The 15,288-nt window shown below is 67.8% G+C and carries 16 protein-coding genes; 9 read left to right on the top strand and 7 right to left on the bottom strand.

Annotation, left to right across the window (positions count from 1 at the left end; translation table 11 throughout):
- Positions 1-32: 32 nt before the first annotated feature.
- The 7 genes from FCN18_RS34395 to FCN18_RS34365 form a co-directional block, all read right to left on the bottom strand.
- Positions 33-437, bottom strand: coding sequence for a hypothetical protein (locus tag FCN18_RS34395; protein ID WP_137097130.1), 405 nt, complete (start codon positions 435-437; stop codon positions 33-35).
- Positions 438-1,211: 774 nt separating this feature from the next.
- Positions 1,212-3,479, bottom strand: coding sequence for a helix-turn-helix domain-containing protein (locus FCN18_RS34390; RefSeq protein WP_228714265.1), 2,268 nt, complete (start codon positions 3,477-3,479; stop codon positions 1,212-1,214).
- Positions 3,480-3,987: 508 nt separating this feature from the next.
- Complete coding sequence (locus FCN18_RS34385; protein ID WP_137097128.1) at positions 3,988-4,230, bottom strand: hypothetical protein; 243 nt, start codon at positions 4,228-4,230, stop codon at positions 3,988-3,990.
- Complete coding sequence (locus FCN18_RS34380; protein WP_137097127.1) at positions 4,227-4,793, bottom strand: DUF6624 domain-containing protein; 567 nt, start codon at positions 4,791-4,793, stop codon at positions 4,227-4,229. Before FCN18_RS34380 ends, FCN18_RS34385 begins: the two co-directional genes overlap by 4 nt.
- The gene (locus FCN18_RS34375) at positions 4,790-5,080 is read right to left on the bottom strand and encodes a hypothetical protein (RefSeq protein WP_137097126.1); all 291 of its coding nucleotides are present in this window, start codon (positions 5,078-5,080) and stop codon (positions 4,790-4,792) included. The genes FCN18_RS34380 and FCN18_RS34375 overlap by 4 nt, the downstream gene beginning before the upstream one ends.
- On the bottom strand, positions 5,077-5,571 hold the full coding sequence (locus FCN18_RS34370) for a DNA-directed RNA polymerase subunit beta (RefSeq protein ID WP_137097125.1): 495 nt from the start codon (positions 5,569-5,571) through the stop codon (positions 5,077-5,079). The genes FCN18_RS34375 and FCN18_RS34370 overlap by 4 nt, the downstream gene beginning before the upstream one ends.
- On the bottom strand, positions 5,571-6,128 hold the full coding sequence (locus FCN18_RS34365) for a hypothetical protein (protein ID WP_137097124.1): 558 nt from the start codon (positions 6,126-6,128) through the stop codon (positions 5,571-5,573). Before FCN18_RS34365 ends, FCN18_RS34370 begins: the two co-directional genes overlap by 1 nt.
- Positions 6,129-7,502: 1,374 nt before the next feature.
- Here FCN18_RS34365 and FCN18_RS34360 point away from each other — a divergent pair.
- From FCN18_RS34360 to FCN18_RS34320, 9 genes are all read left to right on the top strand, one after another.
- Positions 7,503-8,393, top strand: a complete 891-nt coding sequence (locus FCN18_RS34360; protein WP_137097123.1) for a helix-turn-helix domain-containing protein — start codon at positions 7,503-7,505, stop codon at positions 8,391-8,393.
- Positions 8,390-8,758, top strand: a complete 369-nt coding sequence (locus FCN18_RS34355; RefSeq protein WP_137097122.1) for a DUF397 domain-containing protein — start codon at positions 8,390-8,392, stop codon at positions 8,756-8,758. Before FCN18_RS34360 ends, FCN18_RS34355 begins: the two co-directional genes overlap by 4 nt.
- A 207-nt stretch (positions 8,759-8,965) precedes the next feature.
- The gene (locus FCN18_RS34350) at positions 8,966-10,345 is read left to right on the top strand and encodes a hypothetical protein (RefSeq protein ID WP_137097121.1); all 1,380 of its coding nucleotides are present in this window, start codon (positions 8,966-8,968) and stop codon (positions 10,343-10,345) included.
- Between the two features lies 1 nt (position 10,346).
- Positions 10,347-11,057 (top strand): SDR family NAD(P)-dependent oxidoreductase, encoded by a 711-nt coding sequence (locus FCN18_RS34345; RefSeq protein WP_137097120.1) that lies wholly within the window; start codon positions 10,347-10,349, stop codon positions 11,055-11,057.
- 877 nt (positions 11,058-11,934) lie between these two features.
- Entirely contained in the window at positions 11,935-13,062 is a 1,128-nt protein-coding gene (locus FCN18_RS34340; RefSeq protein ID WP_137097119.1) for a hypothetical protein, read from the top strand.
- 66 nt (positions 13,063-13,128) lie between these two features.
- Complete coding sequence (locus tag FCN18_RS34335; protein ID WP_137097118.1) at positions 13,129-13,386, top strand: hypothetical protein; 258 nt, start codon at positions 13,129-13,131, stop codon at positions 13,384-13,386.
- Complete coding sequence (locus tag FCN18_RS34330) at positions 13,383-13,994, top strand: hypothetical protein (RefSeq protein WP_137097117.1); 612 nt, start codon at positions 13,383-13,385, stop codon at positions 13,992-13,994. Before FCN18_RS34335 ends, FCN18_RS34330 begins: the two co-directional genes overlap by 4 nt.
- On the top strand, positions 13,988-14,638 hold the full coding sequence (locus FCN18_RS34325) for an HAD family hydrolase (protein WP_137097116.1): 651 nt from the start codon (positions 13,988-13,990) through the stop codon (positions 14,636-14,638). The genes FCN18_RS34330 and FCN18_RS34325 overlap by 7 nt, the downstream gene beginning before the upstream one ends.
- Entirely contained in the window at positions 14,635-14,835 is a 201-nt protein-coding gene (locus FCN18_RS34320; protein WP_137097115.1) for a hypothetical protein, read from the top strand. Before FCN18_RS34325 ends, FCN18_RS34320 begins: the two co-directional genes overlap by 4 nt.
- The last annotated feature ends 453 nt before the right edge of the window (positions 14,836-15,288 follow it).

Below are 15,288 nucleotides of genomic sequence, written 5' to 3'. Positions count from 1 at the left end.
CGTGACGGATTGCGTGCGGTAGAGGCGTGGAGTCATCGCGCGTACTGCTCCGATCGGGAGGATCTGCGGTGGCGTCCGGTGGTACGTGGCGTGGAGGGCGCGGGTGAGTCCGCGCCCTCCACACCGGGTGTGGGTTCGGCGTCGGCCGTTCCCGCGGTCCGTTCGAGGCGTGGGCCGGGAACGGCCGCGTGTGCGTTCCCCTCAGCCGGGCCCACGTTGGTGACGAGTTCCGTGTAGGCCGGTTCGTCCGGGTCGGTGGCGTTGTTGGCCGCAGGTGAAGCGGTGACGAGTTCGGCGACCGGTTGCCACGTGACGCAGTGGTCGCACCAGACGTAGCGGGGAATGGATTGCGGGTTCTCGACGAGTTCGGCGATCTCGTCGTCGCCGATCTCGTCCAGGCAGCGCGTGTGGGAGCAAAGGAGGAGGAAGTGCACCATCGGCGTGCTCCGTCCGAGACGGTGGGGACGTGAGGGCTGACGTGGCGGTGCGGGGAACGCGGAGGCTGGGTTCCTGGCGAGCCCCGGCACCGCCCGGTCCGGGCGCGGCTCGGCTCCCGGAGTCGGTTGCTGCTGACCGTCTACAGGCGATGGCCCGCAGAGCGGGCCTGCTGTCCTGGCCAGCGTTGAACTGGCCCGCGAGACGGACGCCGAAATTGAGAGATGCCACTGGTTTTCCGGACGACGCAACGCGTGCCGGAATGCCACTTGGCGCAGATTCCCATTCAGAAAGCCAGATACAGCGCTACTGTGGAAGTGGCGGTTGCGGATTGTCGCCGTTTTCCCCGCGATGAGGCGCGCGGACATGACACCGGGGGCCGGGGTGACACCTGGGGGGAGGAGCGTCACCCCGGCCAGCGAAGCCGCGCGGGGCGCCATCGATCCCCCGACTGGATCGGTGGTTCCGGGAGGTGGCTCGGCTCGCATGACTCCACAGTGGAGCACCGAGGGCTCGTCGAGCACGATTATCTCGAGCACAATCTTGTGCTCTTCTTGTGCTCGTTTTGTGCTCGTTTTGTCCAGATGAAAACCATTATCATCTGGTTTGGAAGGGTTGCGGCACAGGGTGCCCACATCGACACGTACTGTTATTCCGAACGTACGTGTGGATTAGCGTAGCGGCGCACGCGTGAATTGCGACAGTGGGCTCCGGGTGTGTCACACCGGAGCGCACTGCCGTGGAGACGAAGGAGCGTTGCCCCTCGGGTTTTGGGCTTAGGCGCAGGGCTCGTCGCGGACGCCAAGGCAGACGTTGATCGTGGCGATCTGGGCCTGGATATCGAGGGCGCGTGGGTCTTGCAGTGATTCGAGAATCGCGCCCGCCGCGCGGTAGGAGGCGCGCGCACCGTCGGCGTCGCCGAGCTTGGCCAGCGCCTCGGCTCGGGCGACAAGCGTTTCCGCTTCGCCCCAGCGTTCGCGGCCGATTCGGCGCACGGCCAAGGCGGCGTCGAAGTGGGTCAATGCGGCGCGAACGTGGTGCTGCTGGAGCAGCACCAGGCCGAGCTGGTGATGGGCCAGGCTGGCGACGGGCTGCTTCGGCGCGATCGCGAGGGCTCGGGCGAGCGCGTTCTCCGCGAGCGCGCGGGCGTCGTCGGTGTTGCCCAGGTTCTGATGTGTTCCGGAGAGCATGGCGCGGACGACGGCGACGCCGAGGTCGAGTCCAACGCGCGCGAACAGCGTCTCGGCCAGTTCGTAGGCGGCTTTGGCGTCGTCGTGGCGGTCGAGGGCGGTGTAGGCGGCGGCCAGGCCGAACTCGCTCCAGGCGCGGGCGCGATCGTCGCCCAACTCGGTTTGCAGCTCGATCGCGCGCAGCAGGTGTTCGATGCCTTCCTCAGTGCGTCCGAGTTCATGCAAGACCCAGCCCAGGCTCTGGGTGCTTCGAGCGATGCCGGGCGCGCTCTTCAGGGACTGCGCGGCGGCGAGTCCCTCGGTGCTGGCGGTGAGCCAGGCACTCCAGTTTTTGGTCAGGTAGAAGTAGGGCAGAAAGAGCGCGGGCAGCATCCACGCGGCGTCTCCCGCTCCGCGGGAGCGGGCATGGCGGGCAAGTTCGATCGCCGTGGGGGCTTCGGTCTCGCACCAGGCCAGCGCGCCGTGGTAGTCGCCGGCAGGGAATGGCGCGGCGACGCCGACGTCGGTGTCGAGTTCGACATCGAGAGTGAGCCCGGAGCCTGCCCAGTTCGGGGCCAGCGCGTTGCTGGCCTTCCACGCGGTGGCCACGTACCAGCGCAGGAGCCGGTCGTGGGCCCGTTCCAGTTCGCTGAGGGGTTCTTCGACCACAGCACGCTGGTAGGCGTAGGCGCGCAGGAGGTGGTTCATTCGCATGCGCACGGCTCCAGCCGGTGCTGCCTCGATCAGGTGCGCGTGGCGCAGTACGTCCAGCGTTTCGCGAACGGCGTCGGGGCTGAGGCCGGACTGGGCGGCGACCGCCTCGGCGCTGATGAACGAGGCCGGGATGATGCCGGCCAGCCGGAACACCCGTCGCTCTCGAGGTGCGAGGGCGAGGTAGGACAGGTCGATAACGCCGTGGATGTTCACCGTGGGGTCCGACGAGGTGAACACGTCCAGGCGCCGCTTCTCGTTGGCGAGCTGGTCGGCCAGGTCCTGCAGCGAGTCGTGCGGGTGCTGCTGGATGCGTTCGGCGGCCACCAGCACCGCCATCGGCAGCCGCCCGCACCGGCGCACGATCGCCTCGGCCGCCTCGGGTTCCGCGCCGACGCGGGCTTCGCCCACCCGCGCGCGCAGCAACGTCAGGGCCTCCTCCGTCGACAACGGGGACAGGTCGATGTGCAGGCCGCCGCTGTGCAGCAACAGGGAGGGTTGGTGCTCGCGGCTGGTCAGCACCACCACGCTGCCCGCGCCGGGCAGCAGGTGACGCACCTGGTCGTAGCTGGCGATGTTGTCCAGCACGACCACGGCGGGCCGCTGCGCCAACAGCGAGCGGTACCGCGCGGCTCGTTCCTCGATGGTGCCTCGCAGCGCGTCGATACCGGCGCCGAGGGCATGCAGGAAGCCGTCCAGGACTCCGCCGGGATCCACGGCGCTGCCCGGCGCCAGACCGCGCATGTCGGCGAACAGGCAGCCGCCGCTGAAACGCTGCTGGACCCGCGCGGCCCAGTGCAGCGCCAGCGACGTCTTGCCGACCCAGAATCCGCCCTCGATGACAGCGGTGACGGCGGCTCCCGGCCGAGTTTGGGTGATCAGCGCGGCGTCGAGCTGGTGCAGGTAGGACTCGCGGCCGACGAAGTCCGCGGCAGCCGGCGGCAGCTGCATCGGGCGGGCGAGCGGACGACGAGCATCGTCCTGTTCGCGCGCGAGCTTCTCCAGCTCACCCTCGGCGCGCAGCGCGCGGTCCACCTCGCTGACCAGCGCGGGTGCGAGAGGCCGCGCACCGTGCAGCATCTTCGACAGGTAACTCGCGCTGTAGTTGGTCCGCGCCGCGATGTCCCCGATCGTCATCCCCCGCCGACGGCGCAGCCGATGCACCGCCTCCGCAAAACTGTTGATAGACCTCAATGTCCTATCTCCCCCTCAATCGACGACGCCCGACCCGCCGCCGTAGCGGAGTAGAAGCGTCCCGCTCCCGACCGTGGACGGGACCGCAGGCTGTGGGGACCGGATCGAACGTCCGCTTCACCGATGGAGCGACGACCACGACAGCCGAGATTCGTTTGTCCCGCGCCGACACGCGGAGTGACCAACCCGTCGATGACAGGCAGTCATCACCCAACGCCCACGCTGGGGCGCCTCGCCACCGTCACACCCTCAAGCCGTGCAACAGCCACCAGTCACAGCCATCGGGAGATTTCCCAGCTCATCCGGCCCTGCGTCGCAAGACCTCTCCCCGAAGGTGGAAGATCACCCGATCTTTCCTGGATACCCGCAACTTCCTGACCAATGCAACTACCGGGTAGCCGATTACACCATTCGGACGAATTGAGACACGCAACACTACTCACGGCAACTGAGTAAACCTACCTGTCGTCACTGGGTGTTATGACGCTTGCGCGACGGGGGTACGTCGGTGCGGCGTCGGAAGCGGGTACAGCAGCGCCACGGTCTCGACAGCGCACTCCGGGCAGATCCGCAGGTTCGCCGGACGGCGCGGCCCCAGGGATTCGAGCACGAGCTGGCCTTCGTGCAGGTGCCGGGTGCACACGGAGACGTCGGTGTCGGGCAGGGCGGTGTGCGCGCGCCCGGGGTGGTATGGGCTGACGCCCCACTGCAGGTTGGTCATCGTGAACCTCCTCGGGTCGCGGCTGTGATCTCGGCGAAGCTGGAGTACGCCGCCTCGACCACGGAGTCCGGCAACGGGTCGAGCCCGATGTCCGCACGCGCGAGGTTGACCTCGGCCGGACGGTGCAGCGGGTAGAGACGGCCGGCCGCCTCGGTTCCGAACCGCAGCCACTGGGTGCCAAAGCGCTGCGGACGCTGCTGGTCGGTCGCGACCCGATCGGACAGAAATGCCAGGGCGCGGGGTGCGGCGTCGCGATTGGCGACCGCGGCGCGCAGCTTCGGCAGCCAGCAAGCCCGGTACGGCGCGGGCGCGTGCTGGGCCAGCACCCAGGCGGCGTGCGCGCCGTCGACACCGACGCTCCGGCGGCCGGGCCAGCCGTGTACCGCCACGATCGGTGCGAACCAGCGCACGTTGTCCTCATCGACGCGGTGAACGGTCTCCCACTGCTCCGGCGTGGGAGCCACCGGGTCAAGCTCGGCGCGGGCGCGCTGATCGGCGGCGGCACGATCGATCAGCTCGCCGCGCAGCGCGGCCAGCTCCGGGTTAACACTCGCCCTGGTCACGGCTGCCCTCCTGCCAGTGCCGCCGATCCGGACGCGGTCAGCATGAGCGGCTGATCAGCGTCGGCGGCGAGATGGCCGGACGCGAGCAGTCCGGCGCATGCCTGCGCGATCCACCCAGGCACCGCCCGGCCCCCGTCGGTGAACAGCTCGCCGTCATGGCGACGCAGCGCTCCGCGCGCGGCCCGGCGCAGCGCCCACCAGCCCGCGACGTCGACCCCGGCGCCATCCGCGCGGCTGCGTAACCCGGTTGCAGGTTCGGCGATATCGAACGAGGTTGCGGGCGTCATGGCATCTCCGATCGAACGGTCGGCACCGAGATGGCCAGCGCGCGGGTGGTGGCCAGCAGCGCGGCTTGCGCGGGCAGATCAGCCTGGGTAGGCCAATCGACCCAGTGCCATAGGTCCAGCGCCTCGGTCTCCGGCGACGGCAGGACCACCAGGGCGTTGTCGCCGACAACGCTGACGCCCAACGGCACCAACGCGGCCAAGTGCTCGAGCGTCACGCTGCCCGGGCCGCTCAAGAACGTCCACCGCCCGCTGCCGGGGTGGACCAGCGCCGGGGCAGGCATCGCCCGCACCCGCATGCTGGGCGCGACCTTCCGGCCCAGCTCGGCGGGCATCGTGACCGCGCCGAGCAACCCGCCCAGGCGCAGAACGATCCGGTTGCCGTCAATCAGCTGAGCGGGCAGCCCGCAGGCGGCCCAGTAGTACTCGCATCGCCGCGCCGCTGTATCCCCGGCCGATGCCGGGGGCGCCACGCAGGAAACGGACATGCCCATCAGTCCCTTCGTGTCTGGCCGTTCAGCGCTGCCCGCGCGCTGGTGTAGTCGGGCACGGACCAGCCGGTCTCCTCCGGCGTGATCCGCCAGCGCGAGATCTGCCTCGGCACCTGGCTCGGCGGCAGCAGCACGCATCCCTCCCGCACCGAGCGCGGCGGATCACCCGCTCGAACCCCGACATCGGTGGCGTGGTCGACGATCAAGTAGCAGCGCGAGCCCGGCCCGACCACGATCGGGCCGAGACATCCGGCGCTCCGGAGCGCCGCTTCGGCCCCGCTGCCAGCAGGCCCGAGGTCGATCACCCCGATCGCGCCGGGACGCAGGAGAATGGGCCACGGCCGATGGGTCCACGCCTCGAACGCCTCGTCCTCGGACACGGGCCCGCCTCGGCACATCAGATCGGTGACCGCGTGCACTGACTGGTCCTCGAGGGTGCCCGTCCGGGCGGGCGGTGCCGGAACACCACGGCAGATCGGCCAGCCGTGCGCGGCGTACTCGGTCGCGGCGCAGCGCATCTCCGTCAACGCGCCCGCCGGATACGGATGCGTGCTCAACATCGAACATCACCCTTCTGCGGTCCAGGTGCCTCGTCCGCGGGCGCTGGTTCGCCGACTGGCATCGTGGGGGTGAACCAGTCATGGAAGTCCGTCATCGTGCGGCGCGGTGCGTCGGTGTCCCACTGGCGGAGCCCTTCGAGCACCTGCTCGTACAACACAGCACGCTCGGAATCGACATCTCCTGGTTGTCCGGCAATCGGCTCGGACGTCGTGAGCGGGAGGGGCAGCGGCTCAGGCGCACGAGCTTCGTCGAGGGCGTGCCGGCTCACGATGAGGTCCTTGCCTGCACAACGCGCTCCAGTAACGCGACGACCATGCTGCAGGGCGGCAGAAGCTGGTCCGGACCGGGATGCACGACCCAGTCGTCTAGCGTCCTCACGCCTCGGCCAGGTCTCGGATTCGGCGTGAGCTGCGCGCCGTCCGGCAGCAGCCGGACCTTGGCGCGGACCAGGGACTCCGGCAGAGTGAAACCGGCCCGCTGGCGGGGCGTGGTCAGCACCGCCCACCGCTCGGGACCGTGCCGCAAGACAGGCCCCCGAAGGCAACCCGACGCCAGCTCAGCTACCACAGGCCGGGCCAGTTTCTCGGGTATGTCGAGCACGTCGATGGCAGCGTCCTCGGTCGTGGCACGGCCCCCTGCGCTATGCCACACCCCTTGGAGGGGTTGTCGAACCGCTGTTTCACAAGGTCCGGCCATCACGCTGCCTCCGACATGGCCATCGGCGTCGACTGGAGGGCGTGACGGCCGCTGGGCTCGCCTTCGTCGTCGCGAAGAACGACCGACACCCGCCCAGCGGCTTGCGCAGCGTGCCGCCCTCCTGGTGCCTCTCGGTGCGGCGTGGGCGCTGCTCCCGGATGGCTCCGAGGCACGGGGATTCCCTCTCGCCCGGATTCATCCAGCCGCGCGTACAACTCGATGGCGTCCCGCAACGCTGCACGTAGCTGGCCCGCAGCCAGTGGATCGAACACCACCACGACGCCGCACCTGTCGATCGTGATCTGGGGTCCGTGCTTCGCAATCGAAACCTCGACGTGGGATCGACGGCCGTCGCGATCACGGCACGGCACCATCCCTGCGTTTCGAAGGGGCTTCCACCCTGCTCTGGTCAGCAGGGTCATGAGCCTGTGTCGGTTACGCCTCATGCTTGTCACCCACCTTCCGCGACAGCGGCAGCTCGTGGCGTACCGCCGCGCCTCATCGGGCTGTCGGCCTTCGAGAATGCATCCCCACTTCCAGGAATGAACACGATGGTCCGTAGATTAGCCAGATAATTATCTGACCTATATAGCCCAGACGGGTGTTCTTATCGATGGGGGCGAGTAATCTCGTGGAGTATGTCCCGCGAGTGATCCAGCAGTAGGAAGGACCGGACCTTGGCGAAGCAACACGCCTCCAGCACGCTGCGAGCGTGGGAGCTGGGTGTGCGACTGCGTCGGGCTCGCGGCGCTCTGGGCCTCACGGCCGCCGCGGTCGCCAAGCGGGTCGGGATCGCGCCCAGCAACTTCTCCGCCATCGAGGCCGGCAAGCGCCGCGTCACCGCGAACAACCTGGCCCAGCTCGTCGAGACCTACGAACTCGACGACGCCGAGCGGGAGATACTCGAAACCCTCCGTGTCGAAGCCGAGCAGCGGAACTGGTGGCACGACTACACCGAGCTGTACAGCGAGGAGTTCCTCCGCTTCCTCGGCCTGGAAGCTGGCGCCAGCCTGGTGCGCGAATGGGCACCGATCTACGTCGCGGGACTGCTGCAGACCAACGAGTACGCTCGCGCGACGATCCGCGCGGGCAGCCCCTACATCAAGGCCGTCGACGTCGGCCCCCGACTGGAAACGAGGCTGGCTCGCCAGGCCCTGCTCGACGAGGGACTGAAGATGGACATCGTGCTCGCCGAAGGTGCTCTGCGCCAGCAGGTCGGGGGGCCTGCCGTCATGTGCCGCCAGCTCGACCACCTCACCGAGGTGATCACCCGGCCCAACAGCACCGTCAGGGTGCGAGTTGTGAACTATGCAGCCGGAGCGCACGCACTGACCGGCGGGCCGCTGAGCCTGTTGAGCTTCGACAACGCGCTGCTGCCCGACCTCATTTGGCAGGAAACCGCGATCACCGGCAACCTCATCGACCGAGTGCAGGTCGTCCGCGAGTTCAAGGCCAGCTTCGAAGACGTCTTCGGCTCGGAGGACGTCTCCAACGCGGTTGCGCTCAACGACGCCGACTCGCTCACCTTGATTCAGCAGATCCGCCACGAAATGGAGGCCGCAGCGTGACCACAGATCCGCGTAACCCCGCCCGCCCGCGCACGGGCTGGTTCAAGTCCAGCTTCAGCCCCTCGCAAGGTGGCTGCGTCGAAGTTCTCTTCGAAACTTCCGCCGTGCTGGTTCGCGACACGAAAGACCGAGGCGAGGGCCCCGTGCTCACCGTCGACATAGCCGCGTGGCCCGATTTCCTCGCCGAGGTCACCGGCACGGCACCCGCTGGAAGCAACCACGCTCTGCGCATCGAACGCCAGACCGATGGTGGCGTGCGCCTGCACGCCGCTGACGGCACCGCGCTCACCTACACCGTGGTCGAGTGGACCGCGTTCACTCAAGGTGCCGCAGCTGGCCAGTTCACACTCCAATCAGCGGCGTAGCCGCTCACGAGGTGGTCCACCGCGATCACACCATTCGCATCACCACCGTTCCGCCCAAGATCGGATAACCAACCACCAACCAGCACACACGGCGAGACGCAATCGCAAAAGACCCCAGCTGTAGGCCGCTTGTAGGACTCGAACCCGACCAGGCGATCGAACCGTGCCGTCGCCCGTGACTCGCACTGGAACCGGCAGGAGGACGCGATGACCACCGCAGAAGATGACCATCTTCACCCCCTTACCGTCGTCTTGCGCGAACGCGGTATGACGCTGGACAAGCTGGCCTCGTCCTACCGCGGAGAACTCGCGCGCCAAGGGCTGCGATCGGGAGCAGACCGGCAGCTCATATGGAAGTGGAAGTCGGGCAAGAAGACGCCCAGCGACGAATCGCAGCACGTGCTGGCCACGGTGCTCGGCGTCCCGCACACTCTTGTCACAGAGCGCGGATGGCCATCCTGGGTGTGGTGCGCAACCAACACACACGGGCAACTGGTCGAGCCGCCATGGTCGATCGCCGGGACCATGAAGGTACTTCGCTGGGTGACAGGAGATCGAGTGGATCGTCGCGGCTTTCTGACTCTCTCGGGCGCCAGCCTGCTCGGAGTCGCCACCGAGTGGGCCTCAAATATGGCGACAGCCGAAGCAGCGACGCTCGTGGCGCCTGAGACGCGAGGGGAATACCTCAGCCGTGCGGTCCTCGACCGCCTGGGAAGCCGCCTCGCCGAGCTCCGCCACCTGGACGATGTCTTCGGCGGCACAGATCTTCGACACCTGGCCCGCGCCGAGCTTCGCTGGCTCTCGACCCTCGCGGACACCGCCACTTACGACGAAACAACCGGCAGGACCCTTTTCGCCCACATCACCGAAGCGGCCCGCCTGTGCGGCTGGCTCCACTTCGACGTGGCACAACACGCCGCGGCGCAGGAGCACTACGTCACTGCGCTGCGGGCCTCAGTCGAGGCGAACGCTCCCGAAGCCGGCGCACACGTTCTCGCCTGCATGAGCTTCCAAGTGATGCTCGACGGGCGCCCGAACGACGCACTCTCCCTCCTGGACACGGCATCAGACTTCCTCGGCCGCAGCGGTAACGCCCGCCTGAGAGCCATGATTGCCAGCCGGAAGGCGCGGGCGTACGCCATCGCCAGAGACGAAAGGGGCTGCGGTCACCAGCTCAACCTCGCCGAGCGGTATCTCGACGCGGCCGATATTTCCCCCGACAACGCCCCGGACTGGATCTACTACTTCGACCACGCCGAGCTGGACGCCCAGGCTGGCGCCTGCTGGGTGAGTTTGTCCGAGCCCGCACGCGCGAGGCCCCTGATTGACTCCGCACTGAGCACGATGAGCAGCGACTACGTTCGCGACCGAACGATCTATCACGCCCGCAGCGGGCAGGCGTACGCCGATGCCAACGAACTTGACATGGCGTGCCGCGATTTCACCACCGCGATCGATCTCGCAGCCCAAACCCAGTCAGTCCGATCAATCGAGACAATACGCGTCGGCAGAGCCACCCTCGATCGCTATAAAGGCGACCCACGGATTAACAAACTCGATCGACAGTTCCAACGGATCGCTTGCTGATATGCCCCCTCCTCAAGATCGGGTCGCCATTGTCACCGGAGCCAGCAGGGGTATCGGACGGGAAATCGCCCGTCAGCTTTCCGCTCGCGGAATATCGGTGTGCGCGGGCGTACGCAACCACGCCACCGAATCATCCACAACGGAAGAAAATTCCGTCACCTCGGGCCTCTATCGCGAGATAACCCTCGATGTCACCCAGCCAGATTCCGTACGCGATGCCGTCCAAGGCGTTCTCCGCACGTTCGGAAGAATTGACATTCTTGTGAACAATGCAGGAATATCTGACGGGGATCACGACGCACTGCGGCTCGACGTCGAAGCATTCAAGAACGTGATGGAGGTGAACGTACTGGGAGCCTGGCGACTGTGCGAGTCGGTGGCACCAGCGATGACCGCAAATAATTATGGTCGCATCGTAAATATCTCCAGCACCCTCGGGTCGTTGCATCATTTGAACCGGGCGACTGAACCTGCATACCGGGTCAGTAAAGCTGCCATGAACGCCTTGACCCGCGTGTTCGCCGCCCGCTTGAGTGGGACGGGAATTCTCGTCAACGCTGCATCGCCGGGCTGGGTCAGAACGGACCTCGGAGGACCGAATGCGCCGCGTTCAGTCCAACAAGGAGCCGACACCCCGGTCTGGCTTGCCACGCTTCCTGAAGGCGGCCCATCTGGCGGCCTCTTCTACGATCGCGCACCGCTCGAATGGTGAGCTTCGGCGAGCAGAGTCTTCCGTCTGAAGCCGCACGAAGCGGCCTTTAGTGGACTGCCATCAAAGGTGCAGGTTCCGTCGCCGGCTGCGCGAAGTCTACTCTTTCTATAGCTCAGCTGGATCCGTCCGCAGGGTTGCCGGGTCCTGGAAATGCCGCGGCCTACAAGCGGCCTACAGATTTCTGCTTCCACTTCCGCCCGCCAAGCGCAAAGCTTGCAATCTCGTTACCCGTGCGATTAGTCAAGGGAGCACGCCAAGCGAGTAAACCCGGCCCGCTGCTACAGATGCCGAGCCCGATGGAAGCTAGCAGGAAGAGGTGCGTGATCGACCTTGTGGCACTTCGGTGGTACTTCAGGGCGGCATCCTGCGCATAGCCTTCTGCGTTCGGGCGGGGACGACCTACTCCAGGGGGAAGAGTGACTGTTCGGCTAGGGGTTGCAGGCGAGAGAGTGCGGTGTGCCCGATCGTCACGCGAGAATGGCGACGTCGACCGCTTCCGCCACTCTGTTCCCGTTTTTTCACACCGCTTAATCGCCTTCTGCGCAAGCAGGGGAGGAACCGCTGCGCGTTTCGGCTACCTCGCGGTCGAGGCTGGCAGCGGAGGGGTGGTCACACATCCCCGAATCCGTCGCGCAGCGCAAAGAGAGATGTCGTGACGGTTCCAGCCCGACCAACGACGTCCTCATCTCGCCCTGGCCAGACCCGTCCCCCGGGGTCGGCTAACGAGGTGGGGCGCGGGGCGGCACGACCATCCGGCGACACGACGACTCCCCCTCCCGCCGATGGTCGCGCCGTCCCATCCTTCACGGCAAACGAGGAACCATCACCGCTGGTGGTCGTGCTCCCCGCGTGCACACGTGGCGACACGGTGGCGCTTGTGGCCGAGCACATCGAGCAGGCGGTGTTGGCGACCGGGCTTTCCCGACCGGTCTGCACCGTGCTGGTGGACACCAGTGCCGCGACTGACCAGCGGACGCGCGTGGCGTTCCAGAACGCCCGGTTGTGGGGTTCGCGTGTTGAACTGACGCTGCCGGGTGCTGGGTGGGGTGCCGCCGTGGCGCGGGGCTTGCGACACGCAGCTCAAGTCGGTGCCGAGGAGGTGGTGCTGGCCGATCCGATCGTGCCTGCGGATCTTGAGGCACCGGCCGCGGAGTCGCGTCTCGCGTCGGCGTTGCGCAGGCTGCGCGAGCAGAAGCGGCCGGGAGCGGTGTGCAGCCCATTGGCCGCGCCGTGGTGGCATCGTCTGCTGGCCATCCACGTGCTGCGGCCTCTGTGCGCGCCAGCGCTCGGTTTCACGCTGGTGGATCCGCAGGCCCGAACGCTGGTGCTATCCGGCGACGCTGTGCCCGATGTGCTGTCGCCGTCCTGGGGTTTGATGCGCATGGGTTGGGAGCACGGGCACGGCTTGGGGCTGTTGGCAGCCGTTCGCGAGGCCGGCTTGGATGTCGGGCAGACCTTGCCCCGCATTCCGCATCCGGAGGCGTTCGCGCGGTTGATGAACCGCGATCCGGTGGACCGTGGCGAAGCGTCCGCACTGCTGCCAACCGCGCTGCGGTTGGCGTCGGTCGCCGCCTCGGTCCGCGAGCCGGTCCCGGTGGTGCCGTGGGTGGCCGATCTCGGGTTGGTCAAGGGGCAGCTTCCGCCGCCGGAGGTGTTCACCGCGATGTTGACGCAGTGCTCGCGAGCGGCTCAGGTGGTGGCGTCGCGACCAGGTGAGGCGGCGAGCTGGCCGGAGCCGCTGCTGAACTCCTGGCATGCCGCTCGTGCGTTGCAGGCCGATATTCCCGCGATCTCTGAGCGGTTGTGGCTGGCGTATCTGGCGCGGCTCGGGCCGTGGCTGCGCTTCGGTGCCAGCGCCGGCGGCTACACCATGCCTGCCCGTCATTCGGTGGTCGCTGCGGCGCGCCAGTTCTTGCTGGCCACCGGAACACCGGTCATGGCCGAGCAGCCCGCTGACAGCGTCAGCGGCGACTCCGTCGCCTCCTCGCTCCCCGGTGCCGGTTGAGCAGAACTGACGCTCGCCGGTCGCATTTCATCCGAAGGCATCTCGAAGAAGGAAGGTTCGGTTCGTATGTCACACCGACAGCCAGCACGCGGCGCCGTGGACTGCACGACGTTCAGGGGCCGCGACTGCGCGGAGGTGTTCGCCGGTGCAGCCCGGTGGCTGTCCGATCCGGTGCAGGCAGGGATTCAGGTGTGGGGCGTTGATCTCGACCAGCCCCGCCGCGTCGATCGTGACTCCGACGCCGCGGACGCGGACGTGTATCTCGAGCTGTTCTACCAGCGCTCCGATGACGAAGCAGCCGGTGCGCAGGGGCACATCGGATGACCACGGCGACTTTCTCCGGCCGTGTCGTGGAGCGGGTCGCGCTGTTCGGTGCGCTCACCAGTACGTTCCACGGCTTGCATCTCTGGGCAGATCGTTGGCTTCAACGACCGAAAGATGCCGTCCTCAAAGGGTTACAGGGCGACGAGCTGGTGTACCCGAGCGATGGCACGCCCGCGGACGAGATCGTGCGTGAGGACGAGGTTCCGGTGCCAGCCTCTGTTGTCGGGCGCCGGGCGGCCACGGGGCATGTGCTCACCTACGCGGCGGGGCAGCTGGTCGTCACCGAGGTCGTGGTGCGTCTTCTCGGTCTGCGCCTGCCGTGGCGTGCCCGGTTGGCCGGTGCGGTGATCAATTTCGGGACGCACTGGGTCATCGATCGTCGTCGTGTCCTGTTGTGGTTGGCGGAACGGGTCAACCACAAGGACTCCTTCATCGCGTACGGCACCGTGCTGCGCAAACCGGATGCCGAACCGGATACCTCGGGGCCGGGCACGGCGCTCTCCGACCTCGATCAAGGGCTCCACAAACTTCTGGGTGTCCTCGCGGCGGCGGTGATGGCCCGCCTGGCCGTGCCCGCGCGCCGCCGAGTGCGAGGTGCCGCGTGCTGATCGTCACCGACGTGGGCGACACCCTCGGCTCGTTCGACCGGCCCGGTACGGCGGACGTGCTGCGGGAGATCGCCCTGGCCCCGGACAACGCCGCCGAGATCGACCGCAACATCCTCCACGTCGTTCCCGAGCTCACCGAGGAGGTCGCCGAGCTGGTGCGGGAGCGGCTGCTGATCAGCGCCTCCGAGTGGCCGTTGATCTGGCCGACCGGCGGTTTCACCGCCTACCCCGGCACCAAGACCGCTCTCGAGCGGCTGGCGGCCCTGGCGCCGGTGGTGGCGTTGTCGAACGTCTCCTGCGTCGCGGGCCCCGCCAGGATGGGTGACCTGCACGATCAGTGCGGGCAGTATCTCGCCGGGATCTACACCAGCTACCAGCTGCAGGCACGGAAACCCCAGCCGCGTTGCTGGACTGCTATCGCCGCCGAGTACCAGGTTCCGGTCGGTGACATCGTGCACCTCGGTGACCGGGTGCCCGAAGACGTCCGGGGACCGCTCGCCGCCGGGTGCCGCGCGGCCGTGCTGGTCAACACCCGCGACGTCGAGGTGCCCGAGGATGTTCGCCGCGATCCGCGGGTCGCCGTCGTGCGCGACCTCGCCGACGCCGCCGACCGCTTGGCCGAGCTGGCGGGAGCGCCGGCATGAGCGTCCGTCCGCACCCACGGCCTCGTAGCGAGGCCGACTTCACCCGGCAGTTCACCGACCTCGATTTGCTGAACCTGGGCATCACCACGCCGGGGCGCTTGCCCGCACCGGACGACACCCGCCGCCCTCGGGCGCCTTACACGCTGGCCGCTGTCGGCCGCATCCGTGCCCCCGCCGATCGGGCGGGCGTCTCATGACCCACACCAGCGGACCTGGCGATGAGCCCAGCTCTCCTGGTCAGCCTCGTGGCCGTTCTGATGCTGGCCGGTGCCGTGCTCGGTCTGCGGGCTCTCGCTCGCCGGCGGCGGCGCCACTGGAACAGGCGCCCGGACTCGGTAGCGGCCATCACCGCCCGCGTCGCGGCCGAGCACGAACAACCTGCTCCGGCCTGGCCCGTGTACGACCGCGACCGGCGCCAATCAGGCCAGGAGCGCGACCTGCCGACACTGCGGCTACCCCGCATTCCCGTACGGCCGGCGAAGCCACGAGCAAGCCCGCGGCCACGACCGTACCTATCGCGTAGCTCCCGACCTCGGGCAGCGGACGACACCGACCCGAAGCAAGGCCCGCGCGCCACGAGCTAGTACTGCAACGGCAGTTGGTCGTCGTGTGGTAGATCATCGTTGTGGTGGTCGATGTGGTGATGGGGC

Source organism: Prauserella endophytica, from assembly GCF_005146945.1.
In the GTDB taxonomy this organism is placed as follows: Bacteria; Actinomycetota; Actinomycetes; order Mycobacteriales; family Pseudonocardiaceae; genus Prauserella_A; species Prauserella_A endophytica.
Note: the sequence above shows the minus strand (reverse complement) of the source record. Positions and strands in the feature narration are given on the sequence as shown.